This window comes from Photobacterium indicum, from assembly GCF_003026215.1.
Classification (GTDB): Bacteria; Pseudomonadota; Gammaproteobacteria; order Enterobacterales; family Vibrionaceae; genus Photobacterium; species Photobacterium indicum.
Window position 1 is genome coordinate 1,077,110 of sequence record NZ_PYOC01000001.1, and the last position, 19,198, is coordinate 1,096,307.

A 19,198-nucleotide genomic window follows, 5' to 3' on the forward strand; every position below is an offset into this window, starting at 1 on the left:
GTTTTTACGTGATATCTCGGTGAGGTGATGTAATGGACGCCTCAGCACCCAAGTTTCGCAGCATATACCAAACTTGAAGCTGATAAATAAATTCAGGGGGCTTTCATTATGGACATCAAAATTGTAGGTATCGACTTAGCAAAGAGTGTTTTTCAAATTTGTGTTTGTCTTGTCGACAATTCCATTAAGAGTAATCAAAAAGTCAGGCGAAATAAGCTATTAGATAAAATCAGACAGTTTCCTAAAGGCACTTTAATTGCGATGGAAGCCTGCGGTACTTCTCATTACTGGGGGCGTCAATTTCAAGAGTTGGGTTACCAAGTTCAGTTAATTCCAGCTCAACATGTAAAGCCATTTGTATCAAATCAAAAGAATGATGCAAACGATGCACTAGCAATATGTGAAGCTGCCTTCAGGCCAAACATTCACAGAGTTCCAGTAAAAACAATTGAACAACAAGATATTAAAGCATTACGCTGTGTACGCAGTCGTTTAGTGCAAAATCGAACCGCCATCGTTAATCAAACCCGAAGCCTAGCTGGGGAATATGGCGTTATTTTTTCAGTGGGTAGGTTGAAACTACAAGCTTCACTTATGGACGCTTTGGAAGATGGTGATAATGGGCTTTCTCATACCCTTCGTAATCTCCTTAAAACTTTATATGATGACATGTGTGCTTTAAATGAACGGATTGAGCAGATTGACCGTGATATTAAAGCCTTATGTCAAACCCAGCCTCGTTATGATGCTTTGCTTTCAATCCCTGGTTTTGGGCCTATCGTGACAGCTAGCTTTATGAGTGAATTAGGTTCAGGCCACCAATTCAAAAACGGACGGCAATTATCTGCATGGTGCGGGTTAGTACCATCTCAATCAAGTTCAGGTGGTAAAGTTCGTTTAGGATCGATAACGAAAAACGGTAGTTCTGAATTGCGCGTTTTACTCATTCATGGAGCAAGAGCTGTCGGTCGTTTTGCAAACAAACGAGATGATAAACTTGGACAATGGTTTAATGCTCTTGCACTCAGACAGGGAAGGCATAAAGCTGTCGTAGCACTAGCAAATAAATTAGCGCGTATAGCATGGAAAATACTGACTGGTAACAATAGCTTTGATGTTAATAAAGCATTTTCGTAAGGTGATAAATCAAGAGTTTACACGCACTGATGAATAAACGGTCAACCGTACCTATTGGAGCCTGACTTGACCAAGGCATTTAATGCCGATGTAGTGATAAGGAAATAGGTTTCGGATTTACATCATGGCGCTGGCAAAAAGCCTATTAAGACGCCGAATATATGGTAGTGAGCCAATCATTCATAAGTGTTGTAAAAGCTGAGGCGTCCATATATGGTCAAGGAAAACTGGTCTGTGCTTTAGAGCTTTCATTAAATAATCGCTCTGATTCATTTGGTGTTAAATCACCATTATATTGGTGCGGTCTAATCTTGCTATAATAACCAATAATATATTGAGTTATGTCTTTCTTAGCATCTGCAAAATGTTCATATCCTGTTGTTGGTACCCACTCGGTCTTTAAGCTTCGAAAGAAGCGTTCCATCGGGCTGTTATCCCAACAATTACCACGTCGACTCATACTTTGTTCTATTTGATTGCGCCAAAGTAATTGCCGATACTTGATGCTTGTATAATGAACCTTGATCACTATGGAACAAGATATTTTTAGGGTGTTCACGTAGCTCAACAGCCATTGATAATGCTTTACCTGTCAGTTGTGTATCAGGCGATAATGACATTGCCCAACCAATAGGTTTTCTTGCGAACAAGTCCATTACTACCGCTAAATAAGCCCAACGCGTTCCTACCCAAATGTATGTGACATCACCAACCCAAACTTGGTTTGGCTCGGTTACTGCAAATTGTCGCTCCAGTTTATTGGGTACTTGAAGATGCTCATTATTTGCTTTTTTATAACTATGTTTAGGTTGTTGGCAGCTGACTAAATTGAGTTTTTTCATTACGTTACTAGCACGATAACGGCTAAGAGGAAAACCTCTTGCCGTCACTAATGCTGATATCGTTCTAGCACCAGCGGAGCCTTTACTGATTAGGTAAGCCGCTTTGACTTCACTACATAATTGAACGTATTCAGCATCTATTTTTTGATTCCGATTACGCCAACATTTATAGCTACTGCGGTGGATATTAAAGACCTCACAAATAATGCTAACACTATGGCTCTGCTTGAGTTTTTCTATTAATGTGAATTGTTCAGTGAGTCTGACATCAATAGAGCCGTGGCTTTTTTTAGTATTAAATTATGCTCTTTCAAACGAGCTAGCTTCTTTTTTAACTCACGGATTTCTATCTGCTCTGGTGTCATTGGAGAAGCTTTCGTTCAACAAAGGCATCAAGGGTGACGCGTTACACTCGGCGGTTTTGGTATGGGTTCGGTGTGCTTGGTGAGTTCATTGTGGCGCACTTTATGCCCGGCGTTAAACCTACGAATCAGTTCTACGCAGGGCATTCTTGTATACTTCGCTTCGTTCACGTTTCCCAACAGCAAGAACGGTAACAGTGATGACACCATCGTTTACTTCATAAACTAAGCGGTAACCAGATTGTCGTAGTTTGATTTTATACATATTATCGGCTCCAGACAGTTTTGAAGCCGATACATGTGGGTTTTCCAATCGCTCAATCAGCTTCTTTTTAAACTGTTCACGAAGTGTAGCACCAAGTTTTTTCCACTCTTTTAGGGCTGATTTCTTGAAGTCTAACTTATAGCTCATTGATATCTACTGTGATGCTTGGCTCATCTTGACGTTCTTTTGCAATTGCAAGCAGCTCAAGATCTTCTAAACGATCCATAAGTAGTTCGTAGGCTTCAGCTGGTACACAATAGAATGCAGGTTCATTTCTATTCAATACAGCAACAGGTTCACCATGAGCACTTGATACGACTTTCATTGGGTTAGCTTTAAGCTCTGTAATGCTAGCAGCAACATCAGCAAGGATACGTGCGGTCATCTTAAAGGTCTCTTAATTGGTCTTCTATTCGGTCATTATAGTTTGTAGTATTGAGTTTTACTATTAGTAAAATGACTGTTTGTACTTATACGAAATGGTAGGTTTAACAAAAACATGAAGTTGACACGTTTTACTCCGCAGTTTTGGTATGAAGTTCAGTTTGTGGTTAGCGTTAGGCGTATTGAGGTGAAAATTGTTTATGAAAATAATAAAAGTAGATAGTAGTAATAAGCATGTTTATATGAACTTGGCACAAGCTTATGAAGCTGAGTTTTCAAAAATCATGCAGAAAAAACCTGATGAAAACGGTTTGTTTCCATTAGACACTCAGATCGAAGGTAACGTTTCTGGTTACTTGTTATATATGGATGGGGTTCCAGCTGGGCATACAGCGATAGCCAATGAAACGCCTGCTAACTATGAAGTTTGTGATTTCTATGTAGTACCGTATTTCCGAAAAAACAAAGTTGGTAAAAGCTTCATTACTGATGTTTTCAAAAGTTTAGGTGGTAGTTGGGAAATCAAACAGGTCGCAGGTGCTGAACATGCAGTCAAATTTTGGCGCGATGTTCTTGATGATTACACGGCAGGCAATTACGTTGAAGATGGCTATGAAGATGAAAAGTGGGGGGTAGTAACGAGGCAGCGATTTGTTCATACCATAAAAGTTTAGCAAGGCATTCAAAAGGGCTTATTGTTAAGGAGATATATGAGTCAGCAATCCATTGAAACAAAAAGACTAATACTTAGGCGGTTTAATCTAAGTGATGCGACACGAGTGCAAGAGTTAGCTGGTGATAAACGTATTGCAGAAATGACGGCTAACATTCCTCATCCATATAAGAATGGAATGGCTGAAGGTTGGATTCGGACTCATTGTGATTTGTGGGAGCTGAAACAATCGGTAATTTACGCTATTACTTTAAAAGATAGTGGCCAACTTATTGGCGCTATAAGCTTAACAGAAATAACTGCGAACGATGGTAATCTTGGGTATTGGTTAGGTGTTCCATTTTGGGGTAAAGGGTACTGTACTGAAGCAAGTCTGGCTTTGGTTGAATTTGCATTCAAACATTTGCAACTCCCGATGCTATATGCTCGGCACTTACCTGAAAATTCCCCTTCGGGTTCAGTGATATTGAAATCAGGTTTTTCGTATAGATATGATGTTGAGGTTACAGCATCAGGGAAAGTACGCAAAGTAAGGCATTATGAGTTACAACGAAAACATATTTAGCTGATGAGATCTTACTTAGGTAGGTAAGTAAGATGTTAGTTGTTAAAATTGTTTTGTGTGTTCAAATAGGCAGCAAAAATTGAAAATTTTAATTACAGGTACAGCAGGTAGAGTCGGACGTGCAATTTATATCAACCTAATGAAAAAACATGAAGTTGTTGGGATAGATAGAACACCATGTTCAACCGCTGATTTTGTCGGGGATATTCGTGATACCGCTTTATTGACTACAGCTTTAGAAGGCGTAGAGGTCATTATTCATACTGCGGCGTTGCATGCTCCTCATGTTGGGTTAGTATCCGATAATGAATTTGAAGACATTAATATAAAGGCAACAGAGCAACTTGCATTATTGGGTATAGAAAAGGGCGTTAAGCACTTTGTATTCACGAGCACCACCGCCCTTTATGGTTTTGCATCAACACCTGAGGGCACCGCGGGCTGGGTTAATGAAACTGTTACTCCAAGCCCTAAAACGATTTACCATAAATCAAAGATTCAGGCTGAACAGATACTTGGAAACATCTCAAATTTGTTCAATTTTCCTGTCACAGTTCTTCAAATGTCTCGTTGTTTCCCAGAGCCTGCACACTTAATGGCTGTTTATCGTTTAACTCGTGGTATTGATGCTCGAGATGTTGCTAGTGCTCATGCTTGTGCTGTAGATAAACGTCGATCGGGTTTTAGGCGCTATATCATTTCAGGACAAACGCCATTTAACAAAATATCTTGTGAACAGCTATACCAAAGTGCTGATGATGCTATACGAGAATATGTACCTTGCTTGGCAAGTGACTTCGCAAACCGAGGATGGCGTTTGCCTCAAACTCTTGATCGTGTTTATGACTCTACACTGGCGCAACAAGAGCTTGGTTGGTTGCCCAAATATGGTTATGAAAGCGTATTAAGCATGTTAGATAATGAAATTGCAGAAGTTCTTCCAGCAACGAGGCATCGCTAATTTTTTTTATGGTCAATCGTTAGCTTAGGTATAGGTTCGTGTTTACTCATTGAATTTTAGAGATATTTGTAGAAGTGCATAAGTTGCAGGCGTTGTATGCTCTTACTGTGATATTAGCCCTATTGGGTCGCTACCTTTTTTAACAAACTCAGTTATCATCACTTCAATTATCTACATGAAAGGGAAATATCATGACAAGTCGTGTGTATGTTTTAGCTCAATTTAAGCCAAAAGCAGGTAAAGAAGCAGAATTGTTTGAAATTCTAAAAGCGCTTGAACCAGATTCTTACCGAGAAGAAGGTTGCATCCAATATATGCTTACTCGTCAGATTGATCACCCAAGTGCATCTCGAAATGAATACCCCATTGTTTTTAATGAAATTTGGGAAGATGCCGACTGTTGGGCGGCACATGGACGCAGGAAGCAAATTCAACATTTTTTTGAAACACAGGTGAAAGCTGAAGCCGGCTTAGTTGAAGATGCGATTGTAACGGCTTATTCAGATGAAGGTTATAATTACGACGAACCTATTTTTGAATAATAGAATGACTGGCACAGCCATTGTGCCAGTATTTATTATTTAGGTTAGATGCGTTTTCTTTGTGCATTCGTTGCTTAAGTTAGTTAGTCATTTGGCTAATTAATCCACGAAAATATAAGGTTATATTGTAATGTCAGATTCTCATGAAAAGGTAGCAAAATGCTTGTGCGGTGCAGTAAAAATGACCGTTGCCGCCGTCGATCCTAAATTTACTGTATGTCATTGTGATACCTGTCGTACTTGGGGTGGCGGCCCTTTCTTCGCTGTACAGTGTGGGACAGAAGTAACTATTGAAAGCGATAAAAGTGTGAAGGAATATGATTCTTCACCATGGGCCTCTCGTGGCTTTTGCTCTGAATGCGGAACGCATTTATTTTATCGTTTAAAGAAAACGGGAAGTTATAATATGCCCGTAGGTTTGTTTCCGCAGCTAGAGGGGTTGGTCATGAATATGCAATATTTCAGCGATCAACGGCCTGAATACAATTGTTTTTCTAATCAAACTGCAGAGATGACCGAGGCTGAGATAAAGGCTTATTTTGCCTCTCAGGTGTAGGTATATAGAACAATATTTTTTCTACTCAATCGCTTTTTATTGGCGTGTATGCATGGTCGATTTATCGTGGCACGCCGAATAATGGGAGCATGATCACCTATAGAAGTTGCTAAAGTTCTATGTTGTAAGCATAAGTGTTTTTTTATGACAGATTGCACAAAAATAATAAATCTATATTATTGAAAATACTGTTTTTTTAATATCGCGACTTGATGCTGGTTGCATATGGTGGAGGAAGTTTTGTGCTTAATTTAGATCAAATTGACCACATCCAATTGGATGTAAACAATCGAGCTTTAGTTCAGAAAAGATACTTAGAAAGTTTAGACTTCACACAAGTCACGAGTCTAGTGCCGTGGATTGAAAGTATCCCATTCGCTGTTGACAATGGTAGTGAACATCTCGGTTTATTTGAATCAAAATCTATATACAGTACAACTGTCGCTTTTAGCGTAACAAGCAGCCAATTCAGCAATTGGCAAAAGCATTTATTTGAACACTCCATCGAGTATGTGCTTATGGAACATGACTTATTTTGGTCTATGCACTTTAGTGATCCAGGTGGAACGCCATTTGAAATAAAAAGCTATGACTGTATAGCTTAGATTTGAGTTAAAAACTAAGCTTAATAACGTATTTAATAGCCACCAGTCCATGAATTAAATTCGGTAATATTGTTTATTCAGTACAAAGAAGTCACGCATTGTATTAATTTAGTAATGTTATTAATAGAGGCGATTCTCGAACCTGTGGCGATATTCAATTAAACAGGAGGCTTTATATTTCTTGCCGATAAGACAGAGATGAAGGCAAAGGTAGCACGTTGGTACTTTGATGAGTGGGGGCCACTCGTTAAAGGAGCGACCGTTGAATCTTTTGATAGAAAGCTAGATGACTATCTTAATTCAAACCAAATTCCTCTTATCGTCATGGCTGTTGATGGCGAAAAAGTACTAGGTGTTGCTCAACTTAGATGCCACGAAATGTCGATTTATCCTGATAAAGAACATTGGATTGGTGGTGTTTATGTTGATAGTGAATTTCGGGGCAATAATGTGGCGTCCTCACTTATTCTTAAAGTACAAGAGGTGGCACTATCACTAGGTGTAAAAAAAATTCATCTGCAGACCGAAAAATTGAATGGAGGTTTATACGCGCATTTAGGCTGGAAAGCATTAGAGCAAGTCAATTATCGAGGGGTTGATGTTCTTGTTATGTCTAAAAGTATAAAGCGCTAATTTAACGTTTACGTGCGGTACTATACCAAAGGAATGAGTATGCATAATTTACAATTTCAAATAGCCCCTAAATGACTGTAAGACTGTTTTTTTTGCTTTTTCACTGCCTTAAATCATCACTTCCAATTATGTGATTTCTTTTATAAGATCATGCCTCTAATTTACTGAAATAAAAAGTATTCATGCCTACTCACTTTATAAATCATGTCCCTGTCGGTGTTAGGTATATGCTGATGTCAGCTTTTGCTTTTGCACTTATGTCTAGCTGCGTTAAATTGGTCAGCACTTATGGCATTCCTGTGTTTGAAATTGTAGCTGCTAGGGCTGTTGTTTCACTAATCATTAGCTATGCAGATATTAAAAGGAAACGGATTTCAGTTTGGGGGAATAATAAAAAATTACTGATAGCAAGAGGCGTCGCAGGCTCGCTTGCTTTGATATGCGTTTATTTTGCAGTCGCGACTTTACCTTTAGCTGAAGCGACTATTCTTCAATACCTACACCCTGTGTTTACCGCTTTGCTGGCGTTAGTGTTTCTTAGAGAGCGAATTCAGCTCTCAACTATTATTTGTATTGTTTTTTGTATCGTAGGGCTACTTGTAATGGTTAGTCCGGGGTTAACATTTGATAGTACTGCTGCATTACCTTGGCTAAGTGTAACCGCTGCTTTACTGGGCGCTCTGGGAAGTGCTATTGCCTATGTCATTGTAAAGCGACTCAGTAGTAGTGAAGATAGCTCTGTTATTATCTTTTATTTTCCGTTAATTGCGCTGCCTCTGTCTGTGTTATTTCTAGGTAATGACTTTGTAATGCCAGATACAGAAGCGCTGCTACTATTGCTCTTTGTTGGCATTTCCACTCAAGTAGGGCAAATCGGGCTGACAAAAGCGATGCAAACTGAAGTTGCGAGTAAAGCCACTGCATATTCTTATGTACAGGTGGTTTTTTCAATCATTCTAGGGTGGTTATTCTTTAGTGAGCTCCCATCAATATGGACTTGGGCTGGTGGAACTCTGATTATTATTGGTGCTTTCATCAATGTATTTGGAAGCCTCAAGTTTAAAAAATTAAAAACGAGCCAAGCAAGCTAACTATACGCAAGTTACCTCAAGATGCTCTGAATCCTGCATTTTGAGGTGGCTTGGATATATTCAACTAACCTTAAGTGAACGAATAATAAACTTAAGTGAAAGCCTCTATGCAGGTAGTGAAAGCGTGAATAATGACCCCCAAAAGGAACCTTTGGGTATTTTCCCTCACTCATGGACTGAATTAAGGGCGGGAAGAGTTCCAGGTAATATTCCTATTTGGGTGGGGATTTTGTCTGAACTGACCGAATTCGGAATTTTTTTTGTAGCCTATTTTATTGCCAAATATCATTATCCCGAAGCTTTCTCCCTTGGTCCTCAGAGCGTCAGCACTGCCTCAGGCGTTTTAAATACCCTTATATTGCTGTCGAGTAGCTACTTTATGGCAAAAGCCATGATCAATATTCGTTTGGATGATCTACGGAAGTCGGAGCGTTACCTTTGGCTGACTTTTAGTTGTGGCTGTTTGTATTTGATGGTGAAAACGGGTGAATTTTATTGGAATGACTTGCAGGGTTTTAGTACCAATACCAGTGAGTTTTTTACTATCTACTACTACATGACCTTTAATCACTTTCTTCATGTTGGTTGGGCAGCTTGCGCGATATTGTGGGTGATTTTCCGCTTGCGTAAAGGCGCCTATTCAGCAAAGCAGCACTCAGGCTTAGAGGCCTTGGCCATGTATTGGCATATGATTGATCTTATGTGGATCCTTATATTCCCATTGCTGTATGTATTGAGGTGATTGCTGATGAAGTCATTTGGGAAAATTGAATATTATTGGTGGGCACTGATTGGAATTACCCTGTTTAATACATTCTTGGGTGAACATTTTGAGTCCTCGGCACTTGTGAGTGTTTTGGTGGCACTGACTGTGATGTCCAAAGGGTTGATGGTTATCGACCATTTTATGGAACTGCGCCAAGCCCATAAATACTTGCGTTTAATGATGCGGATCTACATTATTTTATTTCCCTCACTCATTATATTGACCGCCTTTTTTTGACAATGAATGGGTTAAGTTGACTAATTCTATGGTCAAATCTTTGATAAGAACTATATTTATTTATACCCAAGCTACCTCAAGATGCAGGATTCAGAGTGATCTCAGCGTGTTTAATTCAAGGGAAATGTGTGTAGGAATACTTTCTTTTTCGACTAGTGCCGAGTCTTAGGGAATAATATGACCTCTTCAACTACCTCAGCTATTCCCATTAATAGTGATATTTTTTATCAGCCACAAGATAATGAAGTTCAACTGTTTGAGTATGCGTATGCGCATCAGTTGCCATTGCTGATTAAAGGGCCAACAGGGTGCGGTAAGACTCGCTTTGTCGCTCATATGGCCGAGAAACTAGGCAGACCATTGTACACCGTGGCATGTCACGATGACTTAACTGCAGCGGATCTCGTTGGGCGCCACTTGATTGGGCCTAATGGTACGTATTGGCAGGATGGACCATTAACTAGAGCGGTGAGAGAAGGCGGCATATGTTATCTCGATGAAATTGTTGAAGCGCGTAAAGATACCACGGTGGTCCTTCATCCTCTTGCTGATGATCGACGCCTACTACCGATAGAGCGAACGGGGGAGGAGCTTGCCGCTGCGGAAGGCTTTATGTTGGTGGTGTCTTATAACCCAGGCTATCAAAATATTCTCAAAGGCATGAAGGCAAGCACTCGACAGCGCTTCGTCGCATTGCGGCTTAACTATCCCGACCCTCTGCTTGAGAGTCAAATTCTGATAGCTGAAAGCCAAATAGAACAAAGCTTGGCGGTCAAGTTGATTGAATTGGCCGGTTCACTGCGTCGATTAGACAGTGACTTGGATGAAGTGGTGTCCACTCGCTTGTTAATTTATGCGGCTCGAATGATGTCTAGTGGCATGTCACCGCTTGCTGTGTGTCGGTGTTGTCTTGCTGAGCCCCTATCAGATGATATTAGTACTGTTGAAGCCTTGATGGATGTTGCACGCTTATATTTTGATTGTTGAGGTGCCGCTTTTTAATTTTGCTTGTAGCCCATCTTGTTGCCTGCCCATGCCCGTACTAACATCCATACGGCAATCAGAATAAATACAGTATGGATAGAGATAAAATAGGTAATCACAAATACCCACGTCATCCCAGATTTGAAGCCTCCCAATAATATCATTAGTGCCGTGACCAGTATTAATGCCGCAGCAGCGGCTAGGTTCAGCTTGATGGCGAAGTTCAGGTGGTAAGCGGAAAACGACTCAGTGGTACATTTATTGATTTTGGTTAGTAACACGATAAACGAGAACACAGGCAAAAAGGTGAGGTTTAGTAAGGACCACAAGGCAATTGCAGATGCTTGCTCTATTTGTTCTTTATCGTATTTTTTAAAATTCATTGTTATATACCTGTCTGCTGTAGTCCGTTATCTAGGCAAATAAATGACCATAATAAAACAAAATAATGCGATAAATACAAAGGCCCACAAAAACACCTTAGTCTTATAGCGGCGACTGCTTGGATGAGCCTTGGGTAAAGCCATACCACAATGATGGCAGACCTGAGTTGGAGCTGACCTGCCACCAACATCTTGCTCAATGGTATTTTCAGTCTGACAATACAAACAGGGCACTTTCTCGCTCATTTAGCTCTCCTAATGTGGATAACGTCTAGCAAGAAGACTGGGTGAGTTGATGATACAACTGGGGCAGCTTTGTGGGTAATTGGCTTGGATCGAAAATAACAGTAAAGCCATTGTTTCCAAAGATATAAGGCAGATACTGGTCAGCCTTTTGATCTATGGTGATGCAAAATGGAATGAGTCCAAGGCGGCGGGCGGCAATGATGGCTTGCCGGGTATCTTCAACCCCATGTCTTCCGTCGTAATTATCGATATCATTTGGTTTGCCATCGGTCAAAATAAGTAATAGCTTTCGATGTTGAGTTTGCTCGACCAAAATGTTGCTGGCTTGGCGAATCGCCGCTCCCATGCGGGTATAAAACCCAGGACGTAGGCTGAGTATGCGACCACGTATATGGTCATCATAGGACTCGGCAAAATTCTTCAACAGCGTGAACCTGACATGATGGCGTTTTACTGATGAAAAGCCATAAATAGCAAAAGGATCTCCCACTGCCGCTAAGGCCTCACTAAATAGCAACATACTGTCTTTGATGACATCAATTACTCTGTACTCATTATTGATATAGGCATCTGTAGACATGGAAAGATCTGATAATAATAGGGTGCTGATATCACGTTGGCAGTTCTGAAATCGAAGGTAGAGTCCAGTATCGTGCGCCATTGATGTTTTACTATCAATATGGAAATCCAGCCAAGCAGTTAAATCAATTTCATCGCCAGTCGACTGAGCTTTTTGCCAACTTTTGATACTTTGTAACTGCTGGAATTGTTGACGGATTTTCTTGGCTGCAGGGGTTAATGATGCTGGTAAGGCGAGTGGTTTGCTGTCTTTAGGTAACATAGGTTGCAATAAGCAGCGCTTGGGTATTAATTGATTGGACTTATAGTTCCACTCTGGCAACGTGATGCCTTTTCCCAGCGGTAAGTCGTCTTCAATTGCAGAGGGTAAATCTAGATCTAGCTTAAGTTTTGCGGTCTTTTGCCGCGAACCCTTTGCCACCGTAATAATATCAAGATCCTCAGCAACTCTTTGAGCGTCGTCATCATCAGTGTCGTCTTCCGCGCGATTCACCCGAGAAAACTCGCTCCAGGAAAATAAGTTTTCTAAGCGAAATACCATCAAACTATCTTTAGTGTCATCTTCATCAATTCGCTCTGATTTTTTTCTAGCTTGTTGGCTTTTCTGGTGAGTCATTAATGATGAAATTTGTTCCTCATCACCATTAACCTCTGCCGCTTTGAACGGATTGGCTTTGATATTTTCATTGGGGTATAACCAGAGATAAATCGCTTGAGGGGCATAGTTGACCACCGGAAAATCAATGATACTTTCAGGGTGAATTATCGCCTGAATGACAGCTCGTTCGAGCGGTTGCAAAGGCTTGGGTAATGTCTCTACTGGTTGGCGTAGCTTAAGTACCGCAGTCGCGAGTTGTCGATAGCGCGGTCTCAACGCTGGGAATGTAGTTAATATTCTAGTCACGACGGCCTGATTGTCTTTGGCCCAGTGAATGAAATGGTTAGGGCTATGAGCGGCGAGTGCCACTAGCCAGAGGTAAAGTTCTTTATTGAGTTGTGGTGTGTCAAAAATGGCGATAGATTGCGGCAGCCGTAGGCTAGTTTCATCTTGCCAAGCAAGGCTAATCTGTTGCTTGCTACCTGAAATCTTATCGAGTAGTTTTCTGCGAGCGTAATAGTCACGAGGTACTGCTGCTTCGACGCGTTTAGTCGGCGCACCTCCTAGCGCTCGAAAGACCACTCCAGCAGATTTTTTGATCTCATCAAATTCAACTCGGGCATGATCAAATTCTGTGTGGCTCTTTTGCACAATAAACTTATGCCAAATACTACCAACCCATTCTTCCATAAGTGGTTAAATAATCTCCTTTGTACCGTGATTTGATTTAAATCGAAGCTGACGGCAATCGACGCGCCAGCTTCATTTCAATTTCCAGTAAAGCGAATGGATGTTGTTAACTCATCATTTAACTGCCTTCTTGTCGACAAAGAAGTTGGATAGGTAGGTGATCAGGCCGATTAAGAATATGACGCCTGCGGCTTCTCGTGCCCAATAGAAAATAGAGAGTTTATCTTGGGTTGCCATAAAATTAAGTGCCTCACCACTTTCGGGGAGACGCTGTAACCAGACCTGCAAAATTCCGGCACCAGTCAAAAATAGAGTGATAAATACCATGGCAACAGTCATTAACCAGAATCCCCACATTTCAATCACTTGAGCCTTATTACTTGATGCCTCGCCAACACCCCGTAACTTGGGCATAGCGTATGAGATGATAGTGAGAACTATCATTACATAGGCTCCGTAGAAAGCCATATGACCATGTGCTGCCGTGATTTGTGTACCGTGAGTGTAGAAGTTGACGGGTGCCAAGGTATGTAAGAACCCCCAAACACCAGCCCCTAAGAATGCCATTACCGCAGTGCCCAATGCCCAAAGTGTGGCGGCCTTATTGGGGTGCTCGCGGCGGCGATTATTGACCATATTGAATGCGTACAGCACCATAGCAAAAAAGGGTAAGGGCTCAAGGGCTGAGAATACCGAGCCTACCCACTGCCAGTATCCCGGAGTCGCTAACCAAAAAAAGTGGTGCCCCGTCCCCAACAAGCCAGAGATCAGTGCCATCGCGATAATGACGTAGAGCCACTTTTCAATGATCTCTCTATCGACGCCAGTAATCTTGATCAGAATAAAGGCTAAGATGGCACCCATAATCAATTCCCATACACCTTCAACCCAAAGATGGACAACAAACCACCAGAAAAGCTTATCCATAGCAATATTTTCTGGGTTATAGAATGAGAATAGGAAGAATACTGCAAGACCAATGAGGCCTGTGATCAGCACCATATTGATGACGGTCTTTCGGCCTCGCAATATCGTCATACCAATATTAAACAGAAACCCAAGACAGACAATAACAATGCCGATTTTAGTAATGGTCGGTTGTTCTAAAAACTCCCGCCCCATAGTGGGGAAATATTCATTACCGGTTATTTGGGCAAGGGTAGAGTAGGGTACTAATAGGTAACCTAATATGGTTAATGTTCCGGCTACGGCAAATACCCAAAACAGCAGAATTGCTAACTTAGGGCTGTATAACTCAGTTTCAGACTCTTCCGGTACAAGGAAGTAGGCGGCGCCCATAAAGCCAAATAATAACCAAACAATAAGCAAATTAGTGTGGACCATACGGGCCACATTGAAAGGGATCGCCCCCGCGAGGAAGTCTCCGACAACGTATTGAAGCCCCATTACGAGACCAAAAATAATTTGCCCAGTAAATAAGATCAAAGCAAAAATAAAGTAGGGTGTTGCCACAGATTGTGATTGGAATTTTAAAGTACTCATTGTTTACCCCTCAATATTCGGTGGCCAACTGTTAACATCCATTTCAGCTGTGAACTTTAAGAACTCCGCTAAATCATCAACTTGTTGCGCCGTCAAATTAAATTGAGGCATTTGGCGACGCCCCGGCACGCCAAGCGGTTGAATTCTCATCCAACCTTGCATAAAGCCTTTAAATGCCGCGAGATTGCCGCCCCCACGACGAAAGTAAACATTACCCAGCTCAGGGGCGTAATAGGCGCCTTCTCCTACGAGCGTATGGCAACCGATACAATTATTGTCTTCCCATACCGTTTTACCTCTTGCGACTGATTCAGTGAGGTTTTCGCGATGGTCAGATTTGGGCATTTCTCTCGTGGTATGCATGGTGAGTGCAGCAAACAACAGTAGGAAAAAAACACTGCCGCCATAATAGATATTTCGAGCCATGCCTTTCGTAAAAGTGTCTGACATATTGCTACCCTTTATTCAGTTTTACTTTAATTTTTTGATTAAAGACCTGCTTAGTATAGGTTAGGTGAATGCATTTACCTGATTTCATAGGCTGGCTATTTAGGGCGTTATCGCTGGGAGCAAAGCCAGCCAGATATTGGCTAGTTGTGGGGATCGTTGATCGTGCCGAGGACGGAAATTTTGAATGGAAGCTGGACGTTTCCTGCGGCTAAGCTTGCTGAATGAGCTTTATCTGGGTTTTAATGTAATGAATAGAGCTGGCCTAACAGACCAGCGTCTCTTATTATTGTTGCAGTAGGCTAGTGAATTTGGTCATATTCATATGCACTGGAATTACTAGATTTCCTTCATGGCAGAAATGACCGAAGGCTCATTGATCAGATTAAATAACAAGCTCTTTGCTGATGCTCTTTGGGCATCAGATAATACCTTCTTTGGGTTCTCTCTGGACTGTGTAAGTATATTTGTGACGAACTTGCTGTTAGTACCAGATAGTTCATACACAAATCTGAGGGTGTCTAGTAACTCCCCCTGAGGAAAACTATACACAGCCATCTCACAGCTAAGTTTATCCATGGAAAGTAAGTTGTTCACTACCACCTTACGCTCAGCCTTGAACTTCTCTTTGGCTCCATAGGCATCAATCAAAGTCTGCACTCTATCTGCGATAGCGACAGGTACTTCCATTGTTTTTGTTTCATGAGTCATTACTGGTTCTCCTGCTCTAGCTGAGATTTTATCACTGGGTCATTGAATAATGCCGATACAAATTGGTTTTGCTTGGCCAGCACAAAAACTATAAATGTAACGATTTTCTTCGGCATGAGAATACTTCCCATATCCAATACGGCTAATTTTTATCATTCCTATATTATTAAGTGAAAGCTTTGAAATTACTTAATAATTAATGTGTTGTCTTTTGTTGTGCAGTCGGCAATGAAGATATGTTTATAATATTGAAGCATTGGCGATTGACTAAATCTTTTGCTTCTCCGACCTTAATTGCCACATCATCTGACTCAGATATTATATCCGAATTTCATGGCATAAGGTTAAAATCAAACGAAATATCTGGATAATGTCTAGTAAATTCAACTAATCAAGGAAGGGAAGACATTGTGATAGAAATTGAAAAGCTCTCAGAGAAATATGTTGAACAAGCCTTAGCACTCAAGGTGTCAGATGAACAGTTGATGTTTGTTGGATCTGTTCAAGAAATATTCGAAAGCATTCCAGAATCAGGGCATAAGCATGTCGTGTTGGTGGGTGATGAGGTTGTAGGTTTTTTTGTAATAGATACAGCGTATTCGAAAAATTATGATTTTTGTTCAGAAGGGGCTTTGGGTTTAAGGGCGTTTTTTATTGATAGTCTACATCAAGGCAAAGGTTACGGTAAATCCTCTGTTGCAGCTCTTAAGCCATATCTTCAGCAAGCTTATTCTCAAAACAGCAAAATATATCTTACCGTTAACTGTAAAAACCTTTTGGCTTATCGATGTTACTTAAAATATGGGTTTACTGATACTGACGAGCTGTACTGTGGTGGAGCTGCTGGGCCGCAGTATATAATGCTGATGGTTTAGGCTTGATTTGTTTCAGTATCCTGATTGTATAATATGGCAGGGGTACTTTTTTCTACGATTGATTATCATTATATAAACTTAATACATGGTGTTAAGTTTTTTTTAATACCTTGTACAATGTAAGTGAATTTTCTTTTCTTATTGATAAGTTATTATTATTTAGCGAATAGAGTTGGTGTAGATATACTCTCAACTGTCGAGTGTTTATGTGGGTAATAATATTAAAATTTTTAATTATGAAAATATTAATTATAAAAGAAGCAGGTAGTACCTCAAGTTTTGATTGTTTTTTGGGAGTGCTTTCAAAAAAATTATCTTATGCGATATGTAAGAAGTTATATGCGTATAGTGAACTTGATAAGTTGTATTCTTGTAATCGATTGAAAATACTTAACCCCAAAATATGGGGGTATTCTGGTGTGATTTATAAGCTTCGAGTTGATTGTAAAAAAGAATCGGTAAGAATACTTTTTGTAAAAACGGAAAGTAACAATTTAGTTATGTTACATGGCTTTATAAAGAAAACAAGAAAAACACCTAATAAAGAAGCTAAGATCGCTATACATAAATTTAATCAATTAGGAGTGGGTGAAAACCTGAGACCTTTAAATTTTAATAAATATTTTTTAATGCATGACGATGTTAAAAGTGTAAGTATTTGAAATGTAAATTATACGTGAATGTCCAATATTGATTGTTTGGGTTGCTCTAGATATGTTGATGTTGCACTTAAGTGCGTAATAGTTTTATTTTAAATGTTAACTCTTGGTGTTTATGTTTTAAATTCTGCATTCTAACGTTTTAATCTATTTGTCTTGGATATTATTCTCAAATTAAAATCTATTTAATGTTGTTATTGATCTGAAGATTAAAGTCCATGTCTTAACACATAAAGGAACAGATATGTCTGCAAAGCAAATTGTAAGAAAGTCAGATCTTTTCAACCTTACAGGTACTGGGCCAAAGCCTGCGATACTACCTGTGTATAAAGACTATTTACCACCTTGCAATCAAAGTTGTCCTACCGGCAATGATATCCAAGGCTTTCTTGCTTTAGTTCGTGAGCGAGAGTTTAAAAAAGCATGGCAAAAACTGGTAATCAATCAACCTATGCCAGCCATTCATGGCCGTGTTTGTTACCACCCTTGCGAAACAGGTTGTAATCGAGTTAACAGTGACTCTTCAGTATCAATTCAACAAGTTGAACGTATGCTTGGCGATTTGGCATTAAATCAAAATTGGTCATACCCTAAAATCACTGAAGAATCAGGGCAAAAGGTACTGATTATTGGTGCTGGTCCTTCAGGCCTAGCTGCTGCTTATCATCTACGTTTGGCGGGACATCAAGTCGAAATTCGTGATGCAAATCCAATTGCTGGCGGCATGATGAATTATGGCATTCCAGCGTACCGCTTACCTCGTGACATCTTACAAGCTGAAATCAAAATGATTACAGATATGGGTGTCAAAATAACGCTAAATCATAAAGTTGAAGATGTGCTCAAAGAGAAGCAAGACGGTGGGTTTGATGCTGTTTTTCTGGCAATTGGCGCACAAATTGGTCGTCATCTTGATATTCCAAAGCAAGATTGTGGCCCAATCATGGAAGCTACTGAGTTTTTAAACCTTGTTGGTAATAATCAACCACCCAAATTAGGGCGTCGTGTTGCCGTTCTTGGTGGTGGTAACACTGCAATGGATACTGCGCGAGTTGCGAAACGACTTGGTGCGGAAGAAGCCATGATCATTTTCTTTTCTGATCGTAACAATATGACAGCGCATGAATTTGAAGCGGCTGAAGCAGAAGCTGAAGGTGTAAAAATTCATTGGCTACGCAATCTTATTTCAGTGAATGCTAATGACTATAAAGTTGAAATCATGGCACTAGATGAAAATGGTATTGCTCAGCCGACAGGTGAATACGAAATATTACACGCAGATGCAATGGTACTAGCTATTGGTCAAGATATTGAAAGCCAGCTACTTAGCCATGTTTCAGGTGTAACTATTAATTCAGATGGCACTGTTCTCGTCAATGAACACATGATGACAGACTATGAAGGTTTGTTTGCTGGTGGCGATATAGTGCCTTCATCTCGCTCTGTGACTATCTCTACTGGTCATGGTAAGAAAGCAGCTCGCAGTATTGATGCTTGGCTTCGTGGTGGTACTTATATCAGTGAAGAGAAACATCAAATTGTCACTTACGACATGCTTCAGCTTTGGTATCAAATCGACTCAGATCGAAGTCTAGTTCACGAAATTGATGTCGCCGAACGTGTAAAAGATTTTACCGAAGTAGTTCAAGGGATAAGCCAAGAACAAGCGGTTTATGAAGCAACACGCTGCTACAGCTGCGGTAATTGTTTTGAATGCGACGGTTGCTATGGTGCCTGTCCAGAAGAGGGCGCGATACTCAAACTTGGTAAAGGTAACCGCTACAAATTTGATTACGACAAATGTACGGGGTGTCAGGCCTGCATGAATCAATGTCCATGTCATGCAATTGATATGCTCCCTGTAACTAATACAAATCAAAAACCAAATAATCAATAAGGGGTAC

Annotated in this window: 23 protein-coding genes and 1 pseudogene; 15 read left to right on the top strand and 9 right to left on the bottom strand. The window is 40.4% G+C overall.

Features of this window, described 5'->3' with window-relative positions:
* Window positions 1–108: 108 nt before the first annotated feature.
* Window positions 109–1,137, top strand: coding sequence for an IS110 family RNA-guided transposase (locus tag C9J47_RS04785; protein ID WP_011221656.1), 1,029 nt, complete (start codon window positions 109–111; stop codon window positions 1,135–1,137).
* Between the two features lie 217 nt (window positions 1,138–1,354).
* Here C9J47_RS04785 and C9J47_RS04790 read toward each other — a convergent pair.
* The 3 genes and pseudogenes from C9J47_RS04790 to C9J47_RS04800 form a co-directional block, all read right to left on the bottom strand.
* Window positions 1,355–2,356 (bottom strand): annotated as a pseudogene (locus C9J47_RS04790) (IS3 family transposase); the annotation flags it as partial.
* 106 nt (window positions 2,357–2,462) lie between these two features.
* Window positions 2,463–2,753 carry a type II toxin-antitoxin system RelE family toxin gene (locus tag C9J47_RS04795; RefSeq protein ID WP_107252471.1) on the bottom strand — a complete coding sequence of 97 codons (291 nt, stop codon included), beginning with the start codon at window positions 2,751–2,753 and terminating at the stop codon, window positions 2,463–2,465.
* Window positions 2,743–2,991 (bottom strand): type II toxin-antitoxin system Phd/YefM family antitoxin, encoded by a 249-nt coding sequence (locus tag C9J47_RS04800; RefSeq protein WP_107252472.1) that lies wholly within the window; start codon window positions 2,989–2,991, stop codon window positions 2,743–2,745. The genes C9J47_RS04795 and C9J47_RS04800 overlap by 11 nt, the downstream gene beginning before the upstream one ends.
* Window positions 2,992–3,190: 199 nt before the next feature.
* On the opposite strand from C9J47_RS04800, the gene C9J47_RS04805 reads away from it, so the two are divergent.
* The 11 genes from C9J47_RS04805 (at window position 3,191) to C9J47_RS04855 (ending at window position 10,606) form a co-directional block, all read left to right on the top strand.
* A complete protein-coding gene (locus C9J47_RS04805; protein ID WP_107252473.1) occupies window positions 3,191–3,664 on the top strand; it encodes a GNAT family N-acetyltransferase in 474 nt (157 codons plus the stop codon).
* 36 nt (window positions 3,665–3,700) lie between these two features.
* Window positions 3,701–4,228 carry a GNAT family N-acetyltransferase gene (locus C9J47_RS04810; protein ID WP_107252474.1) on the top strand — a complete coding sequence of 176 codons (528 nt, stop codon included), beginning with the start codon at window positions 3,701–3,703 and terminating at the stop codon, window positions 4,226–4,228.
* A 79-nt stretch (window positions 4,229–4,307) separates the two neighbouring features.
* Window positions 4,308–5,189 carry an NAD-dependent epimerase/dehydratase family protein gene (locus C9J47_RS04815; RefSeq protein ID WP_107252475.1) on the top strand — a complete coding sequence of 294 codons (882 nt, stop codon included), beginning with the start codon at window positions 4,308–4,310 and terminating at the stop codon, window positions 5,187–5,189.
* A gap of 191 nt (window positions 5,190–5,380) precedes the next feature.
* Window positions 5,381–5,731: a putative quinol monooxygenase gene (locus C9J47_RS04820; protein WP_006229977.1), complete on the top strand. Its 351-nt coding sequence runs from the start codon at window positions 5,381–5,383 to the stop codon at window positions 5,729–5,731.
* Between the two features lie 130 nt (window positions 5,732–5,861).
* Window positions 5,862–6,287 carry a GFA family protein gene (locus C9J47_RS04825; protein ID WP_107252476.1) on the top strand — a complete coding sequence of 142 codons (426 nt, stop codon included), beginning with the start codon at window positions 5,862–5,864 and terminating at the stop codon, window positions 6,285–6,287.
* 242 nt (window positions 6,288–6,529) lie between these two features.
* Window positions 6,530–6,892, top strand: a complete 363-nt coding sequence (locus C9J47_RS04830) for a VOC family protein (protein WP_227876353.1) — start codon at window positions 6,530–6,532, stop codon at window positions 6,890–6,892.
* 198 nt (window positions 6,893–7,090) lie between these two features.
* Window positions 7,091–7,525, top strand: a complete 435-nt coding sequence (locus C9J47_RS04835) for a GNAT family N-acetyltransferase (protein ID WP_107252477.1) — start codon at window positions 7,091–7,093, stop codon at window positions 7,523–7,525.
* Between the two features lie 182 nt (window positions 7,526–7,707).
* Entirely contained in the window at window positions 7,708–8,616 is a 909-nt protein-coding gene (locus C9J47_RS04840; protein WP_170107424.1) for a DMT family transporter, read from the top strand.
* 124 nt (window positions 8,617–8,740) lie between these two features.
* Window positions 8,741–9,358 (top strand): cytochrome c oxidase subunit 3 family protein, encoded by a 618-nt coding sequence (locus C9J47_RS04845; protein WP_107252479.1) that lies wholly within the window; start codon window positions 8,741–8,743, stop codon window positions 9,356–9,358.
* A 6-nt stretch (window positions 9,359–9,364) separates the two neighbouring features.
* Window positions 9,365–9,619 (top strand): cytochrome C oxidase subunit IV family protein, encoded by a 255-nt coding sequence (locus C9J47_RS04850; protein ID WP_006229971.1) that lies wholly within the window; start codon window positions 9,365–9,367, stop codon window positions 9,617–9,619.
* Window positions 9,620–9,796: 177 nt separating this feature from the next.
* Window positions 9,797–10,606 (top strand): CbbQ/NirQ/NorQ/GpvN family protein, encoded by an 810-nt coding sequence (locus C9J47_RS04855; RefSeq protein ID WP_107252480.1) that lies wholly within the window; start codon window positions 9,797–9,799, stop codon window positions 10,604–10,606.
* Between the two features lie 11 nt (window positions 10,607–10,617).
* Here the strand turns inward: C9J47_RS04855 and C9J47_RS04860 are convergent, their stop codons facing one another.
* The 6 genes from C9J47_RS04860 to C9J47_RS04885 all read right to left on the bottom strand — a co-directional run bounded on the left by C9J47_RS04860 (window position 10,618) and on the right by C9J47_RS04885 (window position 15,760).
* On the bottom strand, window positions 10,618–10,986 hold the full coding sequence (locus C9J47_RS04860) for a hypothetical protein (RefSeq protein ID WP_107252481.1): 369 nt from the start codon (window positions 10,984–10,986) through the stop codon (window positions 10,618–10,620).
* A gap of 27 nt (window positions 10,987–11,013) precedes the next feature.
* The gene (locus C9J47_RS04865) at window positions 11,014–11,232 is read right to left on the bottom strand and encodes a DnrP protein (RefSeq protein ID WP_081450083.1); all 219 of its coding nucleotides are present in this window, start codon (window positions 11,230–11,232) and stop codon (window positions 11,014–11,016) included.
* A gap of 25 nt (window positions 11,233–11,257) precedes the next feature.
* Entirely contained in the window at window positions 11,258–13,099 is a 1,842-nt protein-coding gene (locus tag C9J47_RS04870; RefSeq protein WP_107252482.1) for a nitric oxide reductase activation protein NorD, read from the bottom strand.
* A gap of 114 nt (window positions 13,100–13,213) precedes the next feature.
* Window positions 13,214–14,602 carry a cbb3-type cytochrome c oxidase subunit I gene (locus C9J47_RS04875; RefSeq protein WP_107252483.1) on the bottom strand — a complete coding sequence of 463 codons (1,389 nt, stop codon included), beginning with the start codon at window positions 14,600–14,602 and terminating at the stop codon, window positions 13,214–13,216.
* Window positions 14,603–14,605: 3 nt separating this feature from the next.
* The gene (locus tag C9J47_RS04880; protein ID WP_107252484.1) at window positions 14,606–15,052 is read right to left on the bottom strand and encodes a c-type cytochrome; all 447 of its coding nucleotides are present in this window, start codon (window positions 15,050–15,052) and stop codon (window positions 14,606–14,608) included.
* 336 nt (window positions 15,053–15,388) lie between these two features.
* On the bottom strand, window positions 15,389–15,760 hold the full coding sequence (locus C9J47_RS04885) for a hypothetical protein (protein WP_107252485.1): 372 nt from the start codon (window positions 15,758–15,760) through the stop codon (window positions 15,389–15,391).
* Window positions 15,761–16,170: 410 nt separating this feature from the next.
* Here C9J47_RS04885 and C9J47_RS04890 point away from each other — a divergent pair, with 410 nt between their 5' ends.
* The 3 genes from C9J47_RS04890 (at window position 16,171) to C9J47_RS04900 (ending at window position 19,191) form a co-directional block, all read left to right on the top strand.
* Window positions 16,171–16,635 (top strand): GNAT family N-acetyltransferase, encoded by a 465-nt coding sequence (locus C9J47_RS04890; protein ID WP_107252486.1) that lies wholly within the window; start codon window positions 16,171–16,173, stop codon window positions 16,633–16,635.
* A 236-nt stretch (window positions 16,636–16,871) separates the two neighbouring features.
* The gene (locus tag C9J47_RS04895; protein WP_107252712.1) at window positions 16,872–17,297 is read left to right on the top strand and encodes a type II toxin-antitoxin system RelE/ParE family toxin; all 426 of its coding nucleotides are present in this window, start codon (window positions 16,872–16,874) and stop codon (window positions 17,295–17,297) included.
* 241 nt (window positions 17,298–17,538) lie between these two features.
* Complete coding sequence (locus C9J47_RS04900) at window positions 17,539–19,191, top strand: NAD(P)-binding protein (protein WP_107252487.1); 1,653 nt, start codon at window positions 17,539–17,541, stop codon at window positions 19,189–19,191.
* Window positions 19,192–19,198 lie beyond the last annotated feature (7 nt).